At 75.4% G+C, this 20,296-nt stretch carries 15 protein-coding genes and 1 pseudogene; 11 read left to right on the top strand and 5 right to left on the bottom strand.

Annotated features, from left to right (window positions below; genetic code table 11):
* Positions 1-158: 158 nt before the first annotated feature.
* From ACFC0B_RS10630 to ACFC0B_RS10620, 3 genes are all read right to left on the bottom strand, one after another.
* Positions 159-1,169 (bottom strand): zinc metalloprotease, encoded by a 1,011-nt coding sequence (locus ACFC0B_RS10630; protein WP_376084619.1) that lies wholly within the window; start codon positions 1,167-1,169, stop codon positions 159-161.
* Between the two features lie 305 nt (positions 1,170-1,474).
* On the bottom strand, positions 1,475-2,185 hold the full coding sequence (locus tag ACFC0B_RS10625) for an AAA family ATPase (RefSeq protein WP_376084618.1): 711 nt from the start codon (positions 2,183-2,185) through the stop codon (positions 1,475-1,477).
* Positions 2,186-2,365: 180 nt separating this feature from the next.
* Complete coding sequence (locus tag ACFC0B_RS10620; RefSeq protein ID WP_376084616.1) at positions 2,366-3,292, bottom strand: LLM class F420-dependent oxidoreductase; 927 nt, start codon at positions 3,290-3,292, stop codon at positions 2,366-2,368.
* A gap of 154 nt (positions 3,293-3,446) precedes the next feature.
* On the opposite strand from ACFC0B_RS10620, the gene ACFC0B_RS10615 reads away from it, so the two are divergent.
* On the top strand, positions 3,447-3,821 hold the full coding sequence (locus ACFC0B_RS10615; RefSeq protein WP_376084615.1) for a DUF6401 family natural product biosynthesis protein: 375 nt from the start codon (positions 3,447-3,449) through the stop codon (positions 3,819-3,821).
* Positions 3,822-3,835: 14 nt separating this feature from the next.
* On the opposite strand, the gene ACFC0B_RS10610 is transcribed toward ACFC0B_RS10615, so the two are convergent.
* Entirely contained in the window at positions 3,836-4,645 is an 810-nt protein-coding gene (locus ACFC0B_RS10610) for a hypothetical protein (RefSeq protein WP_376084613.1), read from the bottom strand.
* Positions 4,646-4,861: 216 nt separating this feature from the next.
* Here ACFC0B_RS10610 and ACFC0B_RS10605 point away from each other — a divergent pair, with 216 nt between their 5' ends.
* The 6 genes from ACFC0B_RS10605 to ACFC0B_RS10580 all read left to right on the top strand — a co-directional run bounded on the left by ACFC0B_RS10605 (position 4,862) and on the right by ACFC0B_RS10580 (position 14,546).
* Positions 4,862-5,641, top strand: a complete 780-nt coding sequence (locus ACFC0B_RS10605) for a serine aminopeptidase domain-containing protein (RefSeq protein ID WP_376084612.1) — start codon at positions 4,862-4,864, stop codon at positions 5,639-5,641.
* A 195-nt stretch (positions 5,642-5,836) separates the two neighbouring features.
* A complete protein-coding gene (locus ACFC0B_RS10600) occupies positions 5,837-6,271 on the top strand; it encodes a CU044_2847 family protein (protein ID WP_376084610.1) in 435 nt (144 codons plus the stop codon).
* Positions 6,268-7,251 (top strand): trypsin-like peptidase domain-containing protein, encoded by a 984-nt coding sequence (locus ACFC0B_RS10595; RefSeq protein WP_376084609.1) that lies wholly within the window; start codon positions 6,268-6,270, stop codon positions 7,249-7,251. Before ACFC0B_RS10600 ends, ACFC0B_RS10595 begins: the two co-directional genes overlap by 4 nt.
* Entirely contained in the window at positions 7,248-8,738 is a 1,491-nt protein-coding gene (locus tag ACFC0B_RS10590) for a hypothetical protein (RefSeq protein ID WP_376084607.1), read from the top strand. The genes ACFC0B_RS10595 and ACFC0B_RS10590 overlap by 4 nt, the downstream gene beginning before the upstream one ends.
* A gap of 50 nt (positions 8,739-8,788) precedes the next feature.
* Positions 8,789-9,988 carry an AAA family ATPase gene (locus ACFC0B_RS10585; RefSeq protein ID WP_376084606.1) on the top strand — a complete coding sequence of 400 codons (1,200 nt, stop codon included), beginning with the start codon at positions 8,789-8,791 and terminating at the stop codon, positions 9,986-9,988.
* Positions 9,989-9,995: 7 nt separating this feature from the next.
* Positions 9,996-14,546 carry an SAV_2336 N-terminal domain-related protein gene (locus ACFC0B_RS10580; RefSeq protein ID WP_376084604.1) on the top strand — a complete coding sequence of 1,517 codons (4,551 nt, stop codon included), beginning with the start codon at positions 9,996-9,998 and terminating at the stop codon, positions 14,544-14,546.
* A gap of 28 nt (positions 14,547-14,574) precedes the next feature.
* On the opposite strand, the gene ACFC0B_RS10575 is transcribed toward ACFC0B_RS10580, so the two are convergent.
* A complete protein-coding gene (locus ACFC0B_RS10575) occupies positions 14,575-15,249 on the bottom strand; it encodes a TNT domain-containing protein (RefSeq protein ID WP_376084602.1) in 675 nt (224 codons plus the stop codon).
* A gap of 245 nt (positions 15,250-15,494) precedes the next feature.
* Between ACFC0B_RS10575 and ACFC0B_RS10570 the strand changes: the two genes are divergently transcribed.
* The 4 genes and pseudogenes from ACFC0B_RS10570 to ACFC0B_RS10555 form a co-directional block, all read left to right on the top strand.
* Positions 15,495-15,992, top strand: a complete 498-nt coding sequence (locus ACFC0B_RS10570) for a hypothetical protein (protein WP_376084600.1) — start codon at positions 15,495-15,497, stop codon at positions 15,990-15,992.
* A gap of 102 nt (positions 15,993-16,094) precedes the next feature.
* A complete protein-coding gene (locus ACFC0B_RS10565; protein ID WP_376084598.1) occupies positions 16,095-16,808 on the top strand; it encodes a DsbA family oxidoreductase in 714 nt (237 codons plus the stop codon).
* 28 nt (positions 16,809-16,836) lie between these two features.
* A complete protein-coding gene (locus tag ACFC0B_RS10560) occupies positions 16,837-18,258 on the top strand; it encodes a phytoene desaturase family protein (protein WP_376084596.1) in 1,422 nt (473 codons plus the stop codon).
* Between the two features lie 359 nt (positions 18,259-18,617).
* Positions 18,618-20,240 (top strand): annotated as a pseudogene (locus ACFC0B_RS10555) (AMP-binding protein); the annotation flags it as partial.
* Positions 20,241-20,296: the final 56 nt, after the last annotated feature.

Genomic DNA, 20,296 nt, shown 5'->3' with positions numbered 1-20,296 from the left:
CTGGGTTCCCCCCCCCCCAAAAAAAAACCCCCCCCCTTTTTTTTGCCCCCCCCCCCCCCCCCCGGGCGGGCCCCCCCCCCCCCCCCCGGGGGGGGGGGGGGGGGGGCGCCCCCCCCCCCCCCCCCCCGCCAGGGTTTCGAGGTCCGGCCCGGGGGCCGTCAGGCCCGGTAGGCGGCCCAGGAGTTGGACATCCGGGCGACCTGACCGGGGGTGAACTGCGTCATGCAGGAGTCGTAGGTGTAGTCCATGAAGTTGTGGATCGGGTCGACACCGGTGGACGTGCAGGTGTCCCGGCCGGCCGGGCACTGGTAGGCGGCGCTCGCCTCGGCCGGAGTGTCGGCGACGTAGTCGCCCTGGCCGCTGCAGCCGCCCTGGAAGGTGTGGTAGAGCCCGAGCCAGTGGCCGACCTCGTGGGTGGCGGTGTCGCCCTCGTTGTAGTTGGTGGCCGAGCCGCCGGGGAACGAGGAGTCGAGGATGACGACGCCGTCGTCGGTCGGGTTGGACCGGTAGGAGCTCGGGAAGGTCGCCCAGCCGAGCAGCGACTGGCCGAGCTTGGCGCTGTAAAGGTTGAGGGCGCTCGCCCCGCCCTTGCGCAGCGCGGTCTTCATCGCCTTCTCGGCGCTGGAGCCCGGGGAGACGCCGTTGTACCAGGTGGCGTTGTCGGTGTAGTCGGTGGCGACCAGCTGGAAGCGGAACTGGCTCACGGTGTTGCCGCTGCCCTGGCCGCCGTACGCGGCGTTGAGGACGTCGATCTGCCGGGCGATGGTGGTGGCCGACAGCTTGCCGGTGGCGCCGGAGTGCACGACGTGCACGTAGACCGGGATGGTCGTGGTGGCGGCCAGCGCGCCGGGCGCGACCAGGGCGCCGCCCTGCGGCGAGTGCGCCAGCTGGGCGAGCCGGGCCTGGAGGTCCGCGTCCATCGCCTTGGCCTGCGCCTCGTTGACGGCGTTGGGCTCCTGGCCGGCGGCGCCGCCGGCGGGCTTGCGGGCCGCGGCGTCCTGGGAGGTCTCGCCGGCGCAGGCGGTGGCGGACGGACCCTGGGCCGGCGCCCCGGCGGCGGTGAGCGCGGTGGGGGCCGCGAACTGGGTGAGGCCGAGGGCGGCGACGACGGCCGCCGCGCCGAGGAATCGGCCGGGGGCACGCGAGGGGACACGGGCGGAACGACGCATCTGCGCTCCTGGGGAGGTGGTGGGGGACGGCGATTGAGGGGGCCGCCGTGCCACAGGCTACGCAGGGTTGCGTGTACGCGTCAGATGTGTTCCGGCCTGGAACTTCTAACGACAAATCAGACAAAATCCGGAAGTTTGAGCGGTCCGACCTCGCCGCACATGAGCATTTCCCGTCGCGCGCCTGCGCACAGTACCGGCCCCGGCCTGTCCGAAACGTGACACCCCGTCTGCCCCGCTCAGCGGTGCGGCGGCCGGCGGGACGGGACGAACGGGATGAACCGGACACCCGGACCGCCTTGCCGAGACTACGACGCCACGAAGACGATCTCCCGCAGGGCACGCGCACCGGCCCGGTCGAGTACCACGGCCGACGCACATCCGGCGGGCGGGCGGCCCGTCCCGGCCAGCCGGGAGCGCAGCCGCCGGGCGGCCTCCCGGTGCCGGGCGAAGGCGTACGCGGAGACCGACTGCCCGCGGGCGCGCTGGCCGTCGCGGGCCTCCTCGGCGGTGGTGTCCAGCAGGATCAGGTGCACCCGCCGCCCCTGCCGCTCGGCCTCCCGGGCCAGCCACTGCCGCACGTACGGCACCGCCCCGCAGTCGTGCACGGTGAGCGGGCCGCCCGCCCGCACCGCGCTCCGCAGCCGCCGGTAGTGCGCGATCCGCACCAGCGGGCGGTACACCGCGTACGGCAGCCAGGAGGGCACCCTGGCCCCGTACTCCTCGCGGACCAGCTGCGAATCGACCAGCGGGGCGCGCACGCAGCGGCGCATCAGCGTGCTCTTGCCGCTTCCCGGCAGCCCGGAGACCACCAGCAGGTCGCCCGCCGGGTAGTGCAGCGCGGTGGGCCGGCCCCGGCCGGACCGGGCGTGCCGCAGGTCCTCCAGGCCGCGCGGCCGCAGCACGCCGGCGGCCGGCTCGGCCGCGACCTCCGGGCAGCCGGTCCGGGGCGCCGGGACCGTCGGCCGCCCGTCGGCCGCCCGGTCGAGAACCGTCCTGGAGACCTGTGCGTCCGCCATCGAAATCCCCTGCCTCCCCGCCGGCCCGGGCTCTCCCGGACCCGCCTCCCGAAGAGCCTTCCCCCTTCAAGAGAGAGTAAAGACTAATGGTCAGAGCGGGTCCGGGCCGAGCCCTTTACCGCCCCAGGTGCGTCACAGAAACGCACCGGGACCGTTACAGGCGGCCGCGGGACGGGCCGTTCAGCCGAGCTGCGGGGCGATCCGGGAGGCGATCAGCTCCAGGTGGTCGAGGTCCTCCAGGTCCAGGACCTGCAGGTAGATCCGCTGGGAGCCGACGGCGGCGTACCGGCCGATCTTCTCCACCACCTCGTCCGGGGTGCCGGCCAGGCCGTTGGCCTTCAGCTCGTCGACCTCGCGGCCGATCACGGCGGCCCGGCGGGCCACCTCGGCGTCGTCGCGCCCGACGCAGACCACCAGCGCGTTGGAGTAGACCAGGTCGTCGGCCTTGCGGCCGGCCTTCTCGACCGCCTCGCGGACCCGGCCGAACTGGGCGGCGGTGTCCGCCTCGGAGACGAACGGCAGGTTGAACTCGTCGGCGAAGCGGGCGGCCAGCGCCGGGGTGCGGGTCGGGCCGGTGCCGCCGACCAGGACCGGGATCTTCGCCTGGACGGGCTTGGGCAGCGCCGGCGACTCGCTCAGCCGGTAGTACGTCCCGGCGAAGTCGAAGGTCTCGCCCGGCTCGGTGCTCCAGAGACCGGTGACGATCTCCAGCTGCTCCTCCAGCCGCCCGAACTTCTCCTTGGGGAAGGGGATGCCGTAGGCGGTGTGCTCCTGCTCGTACCAGCCCGCGCCGAGGCCGAACTCGACCCGGCCGCCGCTCATCGCGTCGACCTGGGCGACCTGGATGGCGAGCACGCCGGGCAGTCGGAAGGTGGCGGCGGTCATCAGGGTGCCGAGGCGGATGGTGCTGGTCTCGCGGGCGAGGCCGGCCAGCGTGATCCACGCGTCGGTCGGGCCCGGCAGGCCGCTGACCCCGCCCATCCTGAGGTAGTGGTCGGAACGGAAGAAGGCGCTGAAGGCCCCCAGCTCCTCGGCGGTACGGGCCACCCGGAGGAGGGTGTCGTAGCTCGCGCCCTGCTGGGGTTCGGTGAAGATGCGGAGATCCATACCGGCCATTCTGGTACGGACCGCGCCGCGGTCAGAAGGGCTCCGCCGAACCGGCGCCCCGGGAGCGGCGGCGGACCGCCGGCGTGGCCAAGGTCTCAGCCCGGAACCGGCCCGCTCGGCGGGAGCCGCTCCCGGGCTCGCCTACCGTGGACGGATGTTCGCCACGCCCGACGAGTCGCACCGGGGCTCCCCCGACGACTCCCCCGATCCGCGCAACCGCCCGGCCGGCTGTCCGCTGCCCGGGATCGTCGCCGCCTTCACGCCCCGGCTCGCCGAGTTCGCCTTCGAGCCCGGCTTCACCGCGGCGGTCGACCAGCACGCCGCCGAGCTGCGCCGGCTGCTGTACGACCAGGGGCCGGAGCTGCTGCCCCGGCCCCTGGACCGTGAGGAGTTGTCCGACTACGCGCTGGGCTTCCTCGACGCGCTCGCCGAGATCGGCTGGCGCGAACCGGTCGGGTACGACTACGCGGTGCACCGGCTGACCGCGATCTGCTGGCTGGTCCGGCAGGACGGCCTGCTCGCGGCCTGAGCGGCGCGCGCGGGTCAGCCCGGCTGCTCGCCCGGCCGCCCGGGGTCGATCCCCGGGGCCGGCGGGGTGGCCTTGGTGGTCGGCCGGGCCGGCTGGTTGGCCAGCGCGTCCGAGCGGCCGGCCTGGTAGGCGCTGCCGCGCAGCTTGGCGGTCTCCTGCTCGGCGCTGGAGAGCCAGCGCTCCCAGCGCTGCCGCATCGGGATGATCAGGCCGCCTCCGACGCCGACGATCAGGACGCCGGCGATCGAGGCCAGCACCGCGACCAGCACCGGTCCGGTGATCGCGGTGGCGATCCCGGCCTGCCCGAGCGCCGCGACCACACCCAGCAGGACGATGAACGCCCAGGCGATGGTGGCCACCGTCCGCCCGTACGCCGCGCCGGAGAGCGCGTTCTGCACGATGTCGCGCACGGCGTTGGCGATGGCCATCGCGACGACCACGATGACGACCGCGACGATGCCCCTCGGCAGCCAGGCGACGATGCCGTTGATCATCACGCTGATCGGGTTCGGGCCGAAGACGCCGAACGCCAGCTGCAGGGCCATCAGCAGGATCGCGTAGTAGACGATCTTGCTGACGATCCCGGTCAGGTCGTACTTCGAGCCCTCCAGGTGCCGGGCGATCCCGGACCGCTCGGCCACTCGCTCGGAGCCGATCCGGCGCAGCACGCGGTCGAGCAGCCTGGCGATCGCCTTGGCGACGAACCAGCCGATGACCAGGATCGCCAGGAAGGCGATGAACTGGGGAATGAACTTGGCGACCTTCGACCAGGCCTCGGTGAAGCCGGAGCCGAAGTCGACGGACAGGGCGAGCTGCTGGGCCACGGGAGTCCTCCACTCGGCGACACCGCACCGGGAACGGCGCGGGGACCCCCCACTCCTCGTGGATAGCAGGCCGCCCGGGGGCCCGCACGCCCCGGCGGCCCGCGCTGGCCCCGCCGGGTGAACCGGCCGCTGCCGCCCGGGACCTCCGTCGTCCGCGCGACGGCCGTACAGTGGCGGTCCACACGGCAGACGGCAGACGGGCGGGGAGCGGACGACGTGAGCGACAACCGTACGGGCGGCGGCGGACACCGGGCGCTGGTCTGGCACCGGCTGCCGGAGCGGCCGGGCGCCGCGGTGCTGGTCCTGCACGGCGGCCAGGAGCACGGCCTCGCCCGGCCCGGCCCGCTGAACCTGCCCGGCCTGCGGATGGCCGGCTTCGTGCGCGCGCTGCGCCGCGAGACGGCGGGCGCGGGTGTGGCGGTCGGCGCCGTCCGCTACCGCCACCGGGGCTGGAACGGCGAGCGGGCCGACGCCGCCCGGGACGCCGTCGCCGCGCTCGACGACCTCGCCGAGGAGCTGGGGCCGGTGCCGACCGTCCTGGTCGGCCACTCGATGGGGGGCCGGGCCGCCCTGCACGCGGCGGGCCACCCCACGGTCACCGGCGTCGTCGCGCTCGCCCCGTGGTGCCCCGCCGAGGACCCGTGCGAGCAGCTGGCCGGCCGCGACGTCCTGATGCTGCACGGCGATCTCGACCGGGTCACCTCCCCCGCCGACACCCGGGCCTTCGCCGCCCGCGGCCGCGCCGCCGGGGCCCGGGTCTGCGGCTACACCGTCACGGGCACCGGCCACACCCTGATGCGGCGGATCGGCGACTGGCACCGCGCCACCGCCCGGCTCTCCGCCGGGCTGCTCGGCCTGCGCGACCTGCCGGAGGAGGCCGCCGCCGCGCTCGCCCTGCCCGCCGCCTCCGGCGCCGCCCTCGCCCTGCCGCTGCCCGCCCACCCCCGCACCGCACCGCCGGTCCACCCCGCCCGCGCCCTGCCCACCGACGCCTGAGGGGCCCGACAGGCCGGCGGCCCGCCGCCGTGGCGGATCCTCCGGACGGCCAGGATTCCGGGCACCCGGCGGACGCAGTCCTGCCCGGACTCCCCCCCCCCCGCGGCGCCCGACTTCGGCGTACCGGCCCGACTGCCCTGCGGGACGGGTATTCTGATGGACCGTCGGAGCGGATCTTCAAAGGGGCGGGGCCCGGTGGCCGAAACGGTGACGATCGATCTCGGGGACGGCACGACCGTCCGGGCCGAGGTGATCGGCGAGGTGAACTTCCAGCAGCCGGAGGCGGCTCCGGGCGAGGCGGACGACTCCGGGGACGCCGCCTTCCGCGCGGGCCGGCGGGCCGCCGCACAGCTGGGATCGGCCGTGGTGCTGACCCTCGACGAGGTGCGCAACACCGTTCAGGGGCTGGGACGCTGGGCGGCCGAGAGCATCGTGCAGGACGCGGCCGGCGCCCCCGACGCGTTCGAGGTCGAGTTCGGCCTCAAGCTGGCGGTCAAGTCGGGACAGCTCCTGGGCGTCATCGCCGAGGCCGGCAGCGAGGCCGGCCTCACCGTCCGGCTCTCCTGGGACCTCGCCGAGCGGCGCCGCCGGCCGGCCGCCCCGCCGAGCACCCCGGCCGACACCGAGTGAGCACCACCGCACGGATCGGTCTCGCCGAGGCCGAGGCCCTGCGCGGCTGCACCGTCACCGTCGACATCGCCGGCTCCTTCCGCGGCAGCGGCTTCCTGGTGGCCCCGGGCCTAGCCGTCACCGCCGCACACGTCCTCCTCGCGGCGGCGCCGGCGGACCCGGTGCGGGTCCGGCACGCGTCCGGCGACCACGAGGTCGCGGCCGACCGCATCCGGCGGGCGCCGGCGCAGGGCGACTCCGGGAGGTTCCACCCGTTCCCGGATCTCGCCCTGCTCCCCGTGCCCGGCTGGACCGGCCACCCCGTGGCCCGGCTCGCCGCCGAGGAGGCCGAGCCGGACACCGTCCTCACCGCCCTCGGGTACTCCACCCACACCCCCGGCCGCGGCGCCCAGCCCGACACCCTCGCGCTGCGGGTGATCGGCCGCGCGGCGGACTTCGTGGGCGTGCGCGGGGACGGCATCCGCGACGGCCACAGCGGCAGCATGCTGGTCGGGGCGGACGGCCTGGTGCGCGGCGTCCTCAAGGGCAGCCGTTCCTACCAGCGCGACGAGGGCGGCTGGTTCACCCCGGTCGGCGCACTGGCCGCGCTGCTCGGCGAGGCGGGCGTCGACGTGGGCGCCCAGGCGGCCGTCGACGCGGCCGGCCGGCCGCCGGAACCGCCCGCCGCGCCGCCGAGCGACGGCGAACTGGTCGCCGCCCTGATGGACTTCCGACTGCTGCGCCGCTCCGACGGGCGGTTCCTGCTGCTGGACGCGATGGGCCGGCGGCTCGGTCTGCGGTACGCCTTCGAGGCGGACGAACTCCCCGAGCAGCGGCTCCACCTGCACAGCATCGTGGACGGCTGCCGGAGCTTCCGCGACGGACGGGTCGCGCTGCGGGCGCTGGTCGCCGCGCTGGAGGAGCTCGCCCCGGACGACGGGGCCCTCGACGGCCTGCGCACGCTGGTCGACCGGTCGGTCGGCGGCCGGGAGCGCGTATGAGCGGAGCGGCGGAGGCCGCACCGGCTCCGAGACCCTGGTCCGCGCAGGCGGACGGCCTGCTGGTCGCCGTCCTGCTCGGCTTCCGGCAGATGCCCGAACAGAGGTTCCGGCAGCGGGTGGTGGCCCTCCTGGGACGGTCGCCCGCGACGGCGGGCATCGAGGCGGACATCGCCGAGGACGGCCAACCGCGTACCCACGTCTGGAACCTGGTCGACGTCGTCGCGACCCGCGACGACCCCCGGGCCGCGCTGGAGTCCCTGCGCGACACGCTGCACACGCTGGCCCCCGACGACCGCGCCCGGCCCTGGCTGGACCTCACCACGCTGGTCCTGGTCCGCGCCCCCGAACCGCACAGCGGTGAACTGCTCGCGGTGATCGACGAGTTGCGCGGCCTCCCGGAGCTTCCCGGGCTCCACCGCCACGTCCCCGAGAACACCGGCGGGCTGCGGATCCTCGCCGGCGAGGAGCGCCTGCCGGAGATCCTGGCCCGGCTGGTCGACCCGCGCGGCCCCGACGTCCTCGGCCCGCTCACCGGCTTCCTCCGCGCGCTCGGCGCCGATCCGGCCGTCACCCGGTGCGCCGAACTCCCGGCGCTGCGGCGGTTCGTGGACGCATTCGGCGGCCGGGCGCCGGTGCCGGCCGCCTCCCGGGACCGGCTGATCGTCCAGATCCGGCTGGACGAGGAGACCCCCGAGCACGCGGGCGAGACCCGGTACCGCCTGCGCCTGGCCTACTACCGCCAGCCGCTCGCCGGAGGGCGGTTCGAGCGCGCCGACGGTCTGCCGGCCACCGGATCGATCACCCGCAGCGAGCTGGTCGCCGTCGGCAGCACCGCGCTCGCCGGGTGGACGGAGCTGGCCCGGGAGATCCGCGGCAGGGCCGTCCGGATCGAGTTCCTGCTCCCCCGTTCGATGCTCGGCCACGCGGCCGAACGGTGGTGCTCCGGCCCGACCGGGCGGCCGCTCGGCCAGCACCACCCGGTGGTGGTCCGCTCGCTCGAACGGTACACCGACCCCCTGGTCAACTTCGCCGCCTGGCAGGCACGGTGGGAGCGGCTCGCCGGCCTGGTGGCCGACCCCGAGCAGGCCGACGCCCTCGACGGGATCGGCTGGCCCCCGCTCGACCCGGCGCTGGTCGCCGAGCTGCCGGACTGGCTCGCCCGGCGCCCCTCCCTCGCCTGCCTGGGCCTCGACGTGCCGTACGACCAGCTACACGCCGACGTCCAGTACGCCGTGGACGACGCGATGTACCTCGACGGCATGCCCGTGCTGCTCTGGCGGCGGGTGGCCGGCGACGCCGACACGCTCGTCAAGGCCCTGCGCGAGTACCGGCCGGCCTGCCTGGCCGACCTGCCCGACACCGTCCACCGGTACCGCAGGCAGCACCGCGGCCGCGCGGACCCGCAGCACGACGTCACGCTGCTCTGGGAGGACCCGGACTGCGTGGACCCGGACCAGGACAGCCCGTTCCCGGGGATCGTCGGATGACCGGCGACAACCGCGGACCCGGGACCACGCACGGCGAGGCAGGAGCAGACATGGCCGAGGACTGGCGGATCTACCGGGGCACCGGCGTCCCGCACGACGGGATCGACCGGCTCCCCGGGGCACCGGTCTGGCGCGCCTTCGGCGCCCCGTCCGCCGCCTGCCAGGACCTGCCGGCCGAGGACGCCGCGGCCGTGACGGCCCGCCGGCTCGGCAAGGCCCGGCAGGCCGCCGCCTACCGGGCGGACGAGCGGGAGGTGGACCTGGTCAACCTCGCCCTGCACCTGCGGCGGCCGCTGCTCGTCACCGGCAAGCCCGGTGTCGGCAAGTCGACACTGGCGTACGCCGTCGCCCACGAACTGGGCCTCGGCCCGGTGCTGCGCTGGCCGATCACCAGCCGCTCCACCCTGCGCGACGGCCTGTACAGCTACGACGCGATCGGCCGGCTGCACGAGGCCGGGCTGCGGCGCGAGACGGCGTCCGGAGTGGGCCTCCTCGCGGTCCCCCGACCGGGCGAGGCGCATGCGGAGGACGCGCTCGGGCTTCTCCCCCGCAGCCTGTCCGGCGTCGGCCTGGGGAGGGCGGACGCCGTCGTGTACGCGTTCCGGATGGGGAACCACCGCCCGGCCGGAAGTCCCCCGGCGGACGACCTCCGCGCGGCGGAGGAGCAGTCGCCCGCGATCGGACAGTTCCTGCGGCTAGGGCCGCTGGGCACGGCACTGCTCCCCTGGCGGACGCCCCGGGTGCTGCTGATCGACGAGATCGACAAGGGTGACCTCGACCTGCCCAACGACCTGCTGAACGTCTTCGAGGAGGGCGAGTTCGAGATCCCGGAGCTGGTCCGGCTCGGCCCGGGCGTCCACCGGGTCGGCACCGCCGACCACGGCGGGACGGCGGAGGTGGACGGCGGGGTGGTGCGCTGCGCGGACTTCCCGCTGGTCGTCCTGACCAGCAACGGCGAGCGCGAGTTCCCGGCCGCCCTGCTGCGGCGATGCGTCCGGCTGGAGATCCAGCCGCCCACCGCCGAGCGGCTCACCGCGATGGTCACCGCCCACCTCGGCGAGGCCGTGGGCGGCAGCGAGCAGACCGCCGCGCTGATCACCGAGTTCCTCCGCCGGCGCGAGGACGGCGCCGAGCTGGCCAACGACCAGTTGCTGAACGCCCTGCTGATGGCCGGGCGCGGCCTCGGGGACGGCGGACGGGGGAAGAAGGTCCTCCACGACGACCTGCTCCGTCCGCTCAACGAGAGCTGAGCCGGCCGTGGACCCGTCGTCGCAGGACGGCCTGAGGGAGGCGCTCGCCGGTCTGCTCCGCCCGGCGGACGGCGGGCCGCCCACGGCCGACGACCTCGCGGACGTCCTGTGGATCGCCCGGCTCGCCGGTCTCGATCCGCTGCCCGGGCCGGACGGCGGACCGCCGGTGCCGACCGACGACGACCGGCCGCGACCGCCGTCCGCCGCGGACACCGCGCCGTCCCTCCTCCCGGCCCCCGCTCCGCCCCACCCGGCCGGGTCCGACCCGGCGGCACCGGCCGGTACGCCGTCCTCCGACGCACGGGCCGCCCTGCACACCCGCGGCGGCCCGCCCGGACCGGGCGGCCACGGCGCGCCCGGCGGCCACGCCGTCCAGGTCGCGCAGCCCCCCGCGCTCGACGGCCCGCTCGCCCTGGCCCGGGCGCTGCGCCCGCTGCGGCGGCTCGTCGACGCGCCCGGGCGCCTCGGCCTCGACCTCGACGAGGAGGCGACCGCCGAGGCCACCGCCGAGACCGGCATCCGGATCCCGGTCCGGCGGCCCGTCCGGCGGCCTCGCTTCTCGGTCGACCTGCTGGTGGACGTCGGCGCCACCATGGCCGTCTGGCACCGGCTCGGCGGCGAGCTGGCCACCCTGCTGGAGCGGCACGGCGCGTTCGCCGACGTGCGCTGCTGGGCGCTCGGCACGGACGGGGAGGAACCGACGCTCGCCCCGTTCCACCGCCGCCGCTCGGCGGAGGCCGCCGTCCCCCGCACCGGCTGGTCCCGGCCGCTCGACGACCCGACCGGCCGGCGGATCCTGCTCGTGCTCACCGACGGCGTCGGCCCGGCCTGGTACGGGCCGACGCTCCCCGCCTTCCTGGCGAAGGCCGCGGCCACCCGGCCGGCCGCCGCACTCCAGGTGCTGCCCCGGCGCCTGTGGCACCGCACCGCCCTGCGCACCGCTCCGGTGGAGGCGCGCGCCTCCGGCGCGGGCCGGCCGGTGCCCGCCTTCCGTTCGGAGGCCGCGCTGCCCGGCGTCCCGCGCGGCGCCCGGGGCGCCGCCGAACGGTCCCGGGTGCGCTGGCTGCCCGTCCTGGAGGTCGACGCCGACTGGCTCGCCCCGTGGGTCGGGCTCACCGCCGGCCGCACCTCCGGCTGGACGCCGATGCTCGCCGCCCCGCTCGGCGGCGTACCGCGCCCGCAGCGGCCGGCCGGCCCCGCCGAGGACCCGGCCGCGCCCGCCGAGCGCGTCGCCCGCTTCCGGGCCGGCAGCTCGCCGACGGCGTACCGGCTGGCCTGCCACCTGTCGGCGGCGCCGCTGAGCCTGCCGGTGATGCGGCTGGTCCAGCGGGCCACCGTCCCGGAGTCCGGGCAGACGGACCTCGCGGAGCTGTTCGTCTCCGGCCTGCTCCGAGCGCGCGGCGAGGCCGCCGAGGACCCGGACGAGCAGGTCTACGACTTCCGGCCCGGCGTGCGCGAGGAACTCCTCGCCGAGCTGACCCGCACCGAGTCCGTGCACGTGCTGGCGCACGTCCTCGCCAAGGTGTCCGGCCGGGTCGCGGCGACCTTCGGCGGGACGCTCGACTTCCGCGCCCTCGCCACGGTCGGCGGGGACGGCGCGCCGCTGCCGGAGCAGAGCCTGCCGTTCGCGGAGGTCGCGCTGGCGGTCCTGGCGGGCGCCGGCGGGCGGTACACGGAGGTCGCCGGGCAGCTCGCCGGGGCGGTGGGGCGCACGCCGGGCGGTGGGGCGGGGGGCGTGCCGGTCGTTCCGGCGGTCAGGCTCGACCTGCTGGAGCCGGTGCCGCCCATTCAGAGCCCGCCCGATCCCCCGGTGATGATCGGGCGGCGCCGGGAACTTGCGGCGCTGGAGGCGGCCTTCGCGCTCACCCGGCCGGCCACCGAGCCGGAGCGACCCGCAGTGGTGATCCTCACCGGCGCCCGTGGGATGGGGCGCCGTCGGATCGTCCAGGAGTACGTCCGTGCCCACGACGGACGGCACCCGTTTGTCCACTGGATCGACGCCCGCCGACCCGGCTCCTTGGAGCTGAGACTCGGGCGACTGTGGAACGCTGTCTCCCCGAACGGCGCCCTTTTCGACGAATCCTCCCTCGACGGACTGTGGGAGCAGTTGGCCCGGCACCAGGACTGGCTCGTCGTCCTCGACGGCGTCCCCCGGGGTGCCTGGGTGGGCCGCGCCCGGCTTCCCTTCTTCGTGCCCACCAGCGGCAGAGGCTGCGTCATTGTCACGACCGAGGCCGTCGGCACCTGGCGGCACCCGGAGGCCGTGATCGTCCCGGTGCGCGCGCTCGACGAGGAGGAGGTCTTCGAGGAGCTGACGGGGCGCCTGGGCCAGGCTCGCGACCCCGACGACCTCCGCCAGGAGCAGGCGCTCCGGAGGCTGGCCCGACGGCTGCCGCGCGTCCCCGGCCAACTGGCCGCGCGCAACCTCGACGCGGATGTCGCGTCCGCGCTGGCGGACGCCGTGGCCGCGCCCGACACGTGGAACTCGATCATCGGGGGCACCGTCCACGGATCCGTCGTCCAGGCCGGGACCGTAGACCTTCACCTCCCGCCGCGCATCCCCATGGCGCCCCTGCCCGCCAGGTCCGGCGCCTTCACCGGTCGCGAGGAGGAAATCGCCGAGCTGACCGGCTTCCTGACGCCCGTCGAACCGGGCGCCCGCCCCAACCGCACGGCCCTGGTGTCCGGTCTGCCCGGTGTCGGGAAGTCGGAACTCGTCCTCCACGCCGCGGCCCTGGCCGTGGAACGCGGCTGGTACCCAGGCGGAGTCCTGTACCTCGACCTGGCGGGCAACCGGGCCGGTGCCCCGCTCACCGCCGAGCAGCTCATGAACTCTCTCGTCCGCGCCCTCGGAGTCGTACCGGAGGATCACCAGGACCGAACCACCCTCTACCGGAGCAGCCTTGCCGCAGTCGCCCGCGAGAACGGACCCGTCCTCCTGGTCCTCGACAACGCGGCGAGCGCCGCCCAGGTCGAACCGCTGCTGCCGGCCGACGGCCCCATCACTGCCCTCGTCAGCTCCCGGACCACCCTGTCGCTGGAGGCGCGGCTGTTCGACGTGGGCGTGTTGTCCGCCGAGGAATCGGTCGCGCTCCTGGCGAACCGCCTCCGGGCGCGCCGGGGGGACGACCGGCGGCTCACCGACGCCCCCGACCTGGCCCGAGCCCTCGCGGAGCTGTGCGGCGGCCTGCCGCTGGCGCTCACCATCTGCGCCGACCTGCTGGCCGACTCCCCCACCCGCCCGCTGGCCTCCCTGGTCGAGCGGCTGAGCGACCCGCACGTCCGGCTCGACCGGCTGAGCCGCTCGGACCGGAGCCTGCGAGCCGCCCTCGACGCCTCGTACGCGCAACTGCCGGACGATCAGGCCCGGCTCTTCCGGCTGCTCTCCGTGTTCCCCCACAGCGACCTGACCACGGAGGCCGCGGCCTGCCTCGCCGACCTCGACGTCCAGCTCACCGAGGACCTCCTGAGCGAACTGGCCCTCACCCACCTCGTCGACGCCGCCCCGAGCTGGGGCCGGTGGTCGGTCCATCCGCTGGTCACGCTCTACGCCATCAGCCTGCGCACGAGGGACACCAACGAGCACGCGGACGCCACCCGTCGCCTGCTGACGCACTACGGCTCGACGACGGAGAATGCCGCCGACTACCTCGACCAGGGAAAGTCTGCCGCGCGCTTCCGCTCGTCCGAGCAGGTCCTCGCCTGGCTGGAGGCGGAGCGTGCCGTCCTGATCCCGCTGGTCCGCTACACCGCATTCCACGACAGCGTCGACGCCGCCCTCACGTTCGCGACTCCTCTGGTGTCGCTCCTGATTCGCACACGCCGTTTCGAGGACCTGGCCACTGTCGTGGACACCATGCTCGACCTCTTCCGCCGGGACGACGACGGCGGCAGTGAGCTGTGGTTCATGGAATACCTCCGGCTCAAACTGGACAGCAACCATCCGCGACCCGGCGACAGGGTGCCCGAGCACCAACGCGCCGCTTTCGAACGGCTGGTCCGCCTCATCGCCGACATGTGGGCGACGAATCCGCTGCACCTGGCCGTCCATGTGGCGGGAGCCGACGCGGAGGACGAGCGCGCGGCAGTCGCGGAGATCCTGCTCGACCTTGCGGACGACCCCACGGTCAACGCCGAAGTCACCTTCCCCGGAACCGATCTCCGCCTCACGATCACCGGCGCGCCGGACCCCTTGGCAGCGGTCGGGACCGTGATCACAAAGCTGTGGGGACGGCCGCGTGCACAGCGGACGCTCGACCTGGCCATGTACGCCGGCCTGGACCACGACCAGGTGCCCTGGGGCTGGGAGCTGGGCGTCCGGCTCAACAGGGCGCCGGCCGGCCCCTCCACTCCCCTCACGAGCCTCGTCGTCTCCATGACCGTCCTGGAGATGGTGCGGGCCCGCTTGGGAAAGGCTGTCACCACCGACTTCACCCCGGTCCGGTCCTTCGGGCCTGGGCAGCACACCAACGAGGACGCCTACCTCTACACCGGCAATATCCGCGCCCTCTTCCGGCGCCTCACCCACCCCGCCGCCGAACGGGCCGACGGCCCCTGAGCGGGGTGGGCGAGGCCGGACGGCGGGGCTACGTGGGCAGGCACTCCGAGATGTCCCGGACGCCCAGGAACTCCTTGTCCAGGAGGTTCTGCACGTTGGTGGCGTCCGGTTCGATGGTCTTGTCCAGCATCTGCTGGACACCGCCGCCGGGCTGGTTGAACGCGGCGGCGATGTGGCCCTGCTGGACCTTGAACGGCTTCAGCACGATGTAGCAGTGGTAGCTGTCCTGCTCCGCGCCGTCCTTGACGATGGGGTTGAGGCTGTCCGGCGGCAGGGCGCGCTGGGGGTAGGACGTGCCGGCGTTGGAGAGGAAGCGGCCGCCGGTGTCGCCGAAGCGGTCGAGCTTGGTGTCCTTCACGAGTTCGACGACCGCCTTGTCGATGGTGCCGCCCTTGTCCTCGAAGCCTTCCTCCCCCGGGTACTTCCAGTTGAGGCCGTCGCGGTACCAGGAGAGGAACTGCCCCGGCCGCAGGCCGCCGGTCCGGTTCCAGTCGTCGAGCAGCTTGTGGGCGGGCAGCTTCTCCGGCTCCTTGGGGCCCAACTCCTTGAAGCCGCAGTAGTACTTCAGCAGGTCCTCAGGGGTCGGGCGGTACTGCTCGCGCGGGCATTCGAGGTCGTCGGCGGCCGCGCTCTGGACGGCGACCGTTCCGGTCGACAGCAGGGCGGCCGCCAGGGCGAGGGCGGCGAGGTTGCGGGAGCGCATGGGGGCGTGTCCTCCAGGGGGTGGGCGGAGCGGGGCGCACAACGGATCGGTCGGAACCGGAAGTTACAGTCGTGGCAGCGCCGCTTCGTGGACGAAACGCCCGCCCGCGGGGCCGTTCACCCGTTCAGCGCGGGGAGGTTCGACGGCGCGGGCCGCATCGATGTCAGTGGCGTCTGATCGACTGCCTCCGCACCGAAACCACCGAGCAGAACCGCGCAGAACCGAGCAGACAGGAACCACCGACCATGGGCGTGCTGACCGACTACTTCCGCGCCGCCGACGACGCCGCCGTGCTCGCCGCGATCGAGGACCCCGAGAGCGGGTCGCCGGTCGGTGGGGCGCGGCCGGTGTTCGACGGGGTCGAGGCGAAGGGCGTGGACCCGGACGTCGTCCTGGGGCAGCTGATAGCCGTCGTGCGCCAGGTGGAGTGGGCGGTCGACCTGGTCGGCGGGACGCCGGTGTGGCCGACCACGCCCCCGCCCGGCCGGGAGGGGCCCGCCGACGAGGACGACCCCTGGGCGACCGGGCCGTGGGTCATGCGGCTGGACCGCGCCGCGCGGGACACCCTGGCGGACCTCGCCGACGCCGAGGTCCCGGCCGTCAGCGCCCGGTGGGCGGCGGAGTCGGAGGAACTCGGCACCACGGACGGCGAGGATCTGCGGCCGCTGGTCGAGGACCTGGCCGGGCTGGCGCGTCGCGCGCGGGAGGCCGACGAGGACCTCTACTGCTGGATCTGCCTCTGAAGCCACAAATGCTTCACAGGGAGAAATATCCAGGCCCTCGACCGTGTTGTCCCTCCCGGCGGTGCGGGAAGGCCCCGCACGACCGAGGACAGGAGCGGCCCCGTGCGCGTCGAGATCTGGAGCGACATCAACTGCCCGTGGTGCTACATCGGCAAGGCGCGGTTCGAGCGGGCCCTGGAGGGCTTCCCCCACCGGGCCGAGGTCGAGGTCGTCCACCGCTCCTTCGAGCTCGACCCCGGGGCGCCGCACCGGCCCCGGCCGGTGGTGCCGCTGATCGCCGCCAAGTACGGGATGGGGCTGGAGCAGGCGGAGGCGGCGGAGCAGCGGATCGCGGACAACGCGCAGGCGGAGGGGCTGGCCTACCTCCGCGCGGGGCGGGACGCCGCGAACTCCTTCGACATGCACCGGCTGCTCCACTTCGCCGCCGAGCACGGCCGGCAGGCCGTCCTCCTCGACCTGCTCTACCGGGCCAACTTCGCCGAGGAGGCCTCCGCCTTCGCGCCGAAGCGGCTGGTGGAACTGGCCGTCGAGGCCGGGCTGGACGGTGCGGAGGCGGCGCGGGTGCTGGCCGACCGGGAGGCGTACGCCGACGCGGTGCGCGAGGACGAGGCGACGGCGAGTGCCATGGGCGCGACCGGCGTCCCGTTCTTCGTGTTCGACCGCCGGCTCGGGGTCTCGGGCGCCCAGCCGGCGGAGACCTTCACGGCGGCGCTGGAGCAGGCGTGGGAGAGCCGGACGGTCCTGCCGCTGGTCGGCGTCGGTGGGACCGACGGGGCGGCCTGCGGCCCGGACGGGTGCGAGGTGCCGCAGCGCTGAGGGCGGGCGGATGCGGGATGCTGACCGCATGAGTACTGCGGTGGTGGTGGGCGGCGGCCCCAACGGGCTCGCCGCCGCTGTGCGCCTGGCGCAGGCGGGGGTGCGGGTGACCCTGCTGGAGGCCGCCGGGGAGGTGGGCGGCGGGGCGCGCAGCGGCGAGGCGATCGTGCCCGGGCTGCTGCACGACCACTGCTCGGCCGTCCACCCGATGACCATCGGCTCGCCGTTCCTGCGGGGGCTCGGGCTGGAGCGGTTCGGGCTGGAGTTCCGACTGCCGGAGATCGACTGCGCGCACCCGCTGGACGACGGCACGGCCGGTGTCCTCCACCGGTCGGTGGCCGACACGGCCGCCGGGCTGGGCGGCGCCGACGGGCGGCGGTGGCGGCAGCTGTTCGAGGGGCCGGTCGCCGGCTACGACCGGCTCGCGCCCGACATCATGGGCCCGCTGCTGCGCCTGCCGCGCCGTCCGCTGCGGCTCGCCCGGTTCGGGCTGCCCGCCCTGCTCCCGGCCGCCGTCCTGGCGCGGGCGTTCTCCGGCGAGCGGGCGCGGGCGCTGTTCGGCGGGGCGGCGGCGCACGCGTTCCAGCCGCTGCACCGGCCGCTGAGCGCGGCGATCGGGCTCGGGCTGCTCACCTCGGGGCACCGGTACGGCTGGGCGGTGGCCGCCGGCGGGTCGGGGGCGATCACCCGGGCGCTGGTCGCGCTGCTCGCCGAGCTGGGCGGCACCGTCGAGACCGGCGTCCGGATCCGCTCGGCCGCCCAACTCCCGCCCGCCGACCTCGTCCTGTACGACCTCGCGCCCGGCGCCGTCGCCGAGATCCTCGGTGACCGCCTGCCGCCGCACGCCGCCCGCGCCTACCGCCGCTTCCGCCACGGGCCCGGCGCCTTCAAGGTCGACTTCGCCGTCGAGGGCGGCGTCCCCTGGACGGCCGAAGCCGCCCGCCGCGCCGGCACCGTCCACCTCGGCGGCACCTTCGCCGAACTCGCCGCCGCCGAGCGCGCCGTCGCCGCCGGGCGGATGCCGCGGCGCCCGTTCGTCCTGGTCGGCCAGCAGTACCTCGCCGACCCCCGGCGCTCCGTCGGCGACGTCCACCCGCTCTGGACCTACGCCCATGTGCCGAACGGCTACACCGGCGACGCCACCGAGGCGATCACCGCCCAGATCGAACGCTTCGCCCCCGGCTTCCGCGAGCGGATCATCGGCCTGGCCGTCCGCCGGACGGCCGACTTCGCCGCCGACAACCCCAACTTCGTCGGCGGCGACATCATGACCGGCGCCAAGGACGTCCGCCAGTTGCTCCTCGGCCCCCGCCCCACCCTCCATCCCTATGCCACCGGCCTCCCCGGCCACTACCTCTGCTCCGCCGCCACCCCGCCCGGCCCCGGCGCCCACGGCATGTGCGGCGCCCACGCCGCCGAAGCCGCCCTGCGGTGGCTGCGCGCGGGCTGAGACACGCGGTGGAGCGGCGGGGCGGCGCACGGTGGTGGTGCGCCACGACGAGACGGCCGAGCTGATCACCGCCCGACGGCTGGTCCACGCGGGGGTCGTCATCGCCTCGCCCGTTCTCCTGGTCGCGGGAGCGCCGATCGCCGATCGCCGCGCATCGACCCGCGGGCGGTCCCCGCACCGGCGGTGGACGGCGGTGCCGGTGCGGCCGGGCGGGGGCTGCCGGTCGCGCCGCGGCGGGGCCGACCCGGTGGGCGCGCGGGGTGCGGGCTGGGCCGAATGCGTGTATCGCTCTCTTGACTGGCGTCACCGAAGCGCGATACTTGCCTCACTCCCCGCTCGCCCGATGAGGTGGCCCGCCCATGGAGCTCTCGCCCTCTGCGCACGTGGACACGTTCTGTCGCGACAACCTTCCGCCGCTCGACGAGTGGCCCGAATTCCTGTTCGATCTCCCGGAGTTGGCGTATCCGGACCGGCTGAACTGCGCGCACGAGCTGCTCGACGCGACGATCGAGCGGTACGGGCCCGACCGGCGGTGCCTGGTCACGCCGGGCGGGCAGTGGACGTACGGCGAGCTGCGGGAGCGCGCGGACGCCGTGGCCCGGCTGCTGACCGGGCGGCTCGGGGTGGTGCCCGGCAACCGGGTGTTACTGCGCGGGCCCAACGCACCGTGGCTGGTGGCCTGTTGGCTCGGAGTACTGAAGGCGGGCGGGGTGGTCGTGACCACGATGCCGCTGCTGCGCGCCGGCGAGCTGAGCACCGTGCACGCGATCTCCCGGCCGGTGGTGGCGCTCTGCGACGAGCGGTTCCTGGCGGAACTGGAGAAGGCCGGGACACCGGGACTGACCGTCGTGCCCTACGGCCCGGCCGGGCCCGAGGGACTGAGCGGGCGCGAGGGACTGAGCGGAGGCGCCGGATTCGCCGCCGTGCCGACGGCCGCCGACGACGTCGCGCTGATCGCCTTCACCTCCGGCACCACCGGCCGCCCCAAGGCGACCATGCACTTCCACCGGGACGTCCTGGCCAACGCCGACACCTTCTCCCGCCACCTGCTGCGCCCCACCCCCGAGGACCTGTTCGGCGGCACCCCGCCGCTCGCCTTCACCTTCGGGCTCGGCGGCCTCGCGGTCTTCCCGCTGCGGGCCGGCGCCGCCACCCTGCTGCTGGAGCGGGCCACGCCCGAGCAGCTCGCCGAGCAGGTCCACCGGCACGGGGTGAGCGTGCTGTTCACCGCGCCGACGGCCTACCGGGCGATCCTCGCCGCCGGGCTGGCCGACCGGCTGGCCGGAGTGCGGCGGTGCGTGTCGGCGGGCGAGCACCTGCCGGCGAGCGTCTGGGAGGCGTTCCGGGCCGCCACCGGGCAGCGGCTGATCGACGGCATCGGGGCCACCGAACTGCTGCACGTGTTCATCTCCGCCGCCGACGCCGACATCCGGCCCGGCGCGACCGGACTGCCGGTGCCCGGCTACCGGGCGGCGATACTGGACGACCAGGGCCGGCCGGTGCCCGACGGGCAGCCCGGGCGGCTCGCCGTCAAGGGCCCGACCGGCTGCCGCTACCTGCACGACCGGCGCCAGCACGACTACGTCCGGGGCGGCTGGAACCTCACCGGCGACACCTATGTGCGCGACGCCGACGGCTACTTCTGGTACCAGGCGCGGGACGACGACATGATCGTCTCGGCCGGCTACAACATCGCCGGCCCGGAGGTCGAGCAGGTGCTCGCCGAGCACCCGGACGTCGCCGACTGCGCGGTGGTCGGGGTGCCGGACGAGCGGCGCGGCACCGCGGTCAAGGCGTACGTGGTGCTGCGCGCGGGGGCGGCGGCGGGGCCGGGGGCGGTCCGGGAGCTCCAGGAGCACGTGAAGCGCACCATCGCGCCGTACAAGTACCCGCGCGTGGTCGAGTTCGTGGACGCGCTGCCGCGCACCGCGACCGGCAAGCTGGCGCGCGCCGAGCTGCGCCGGCAGACGGCGGCCCCCGCGACAGCCCCCGCGACGGCCGCCGAGGCGCCGACCGCGCCCGCGGCGGCCCCGGCCAG

This window comes from Kitasatospora sp. NPDC056184, assembly GCF_042268405.1.
In the GTDB taxonomy this organism is placed as follows: Bacteria; Actinomycetota; Actinomycetes; order Streptomycetales; family Streptomycetaceae; genus Kitasatospora.
The sequence above is the reverse complement of the archived record's forward strand: the minus strand, read 5'-3'. Positions and strand labels throughout refer to the sequence as shown.

What these genes read in the sequence shown, in the direction of transcription:
- ACFC0B_RS10630 (WP_376084619.1), bottom strand. Translation starts at nt 1,169, where the DNA reads ATGCGTCGTTCCGCCCGTGTCCCCTCGCGTGCCCCCGGCCGATTCCTC.
- ACFC0B_RS10625 (WP_376084618.1), bottom strand. Translation starts at nt 2,185, where the DNA reads ATGGCGGACGCACAGGTCTCCAGGACGGTTCTCGACCGGGCGGCCGAC.
- ACFC0B_RS10620 (WP_376084616.1), bottom strand. Translation starts at nt 3,292, where the DNA reads ATGGATCTCCGCATCTTCACCGAACCCCAGCAGGGCGCGAGCTACGAC.
- ACFC0B_RS10615 (WP_376084615.1), top strand. Translation starts at nt 3,447, where the DNA reads ATGTTCGCCACGCCCGACGAGTCGCACCGGGGCTCCCCCGACGACTCC.
- ACFC0B_RS10590 (WP_376084607.1), top strand. Translation starts at nt 7,248, where the DNA reads ATGAGCGGAGCGGCGGAGGCCGCACCGGCTCCGAGACCCTGGTCCGCG.
- ACFC0B_RS10585 (WP_376084606.1), top strand. Translation starts at nt 8,789, where the DNA reads ATGGCCGAGGACTGGCGGATCTACCGGGGCACCGGCGTCCCGCACGAC.
- ACFC0B_RS10575 (WP_376084602.1), bottom strand. Translation starts at nt 15,249, where the DNA reads ATGCGCTCCCGCAACCTCGCCGCCCTCGCCCTGGCGGCCGCCCTGCTG.
- ACFC0B_RS10570 (WP_376084600.1), top strand. Translation starts at nt 15,495, where the DNA reads ATGGGCGTGCTGACCGACTACTTCCGCGCCGCCGACGACGCCGCCGTG.
- ACFC0B_RS10560 (WP_376084596.1), top strand. Translation starts at nt 16,837, where the DNA reads ATGAGTACTGCGGTGGTGGTGGGCGGCGGCCCCAACGGGCTCGCCGCC.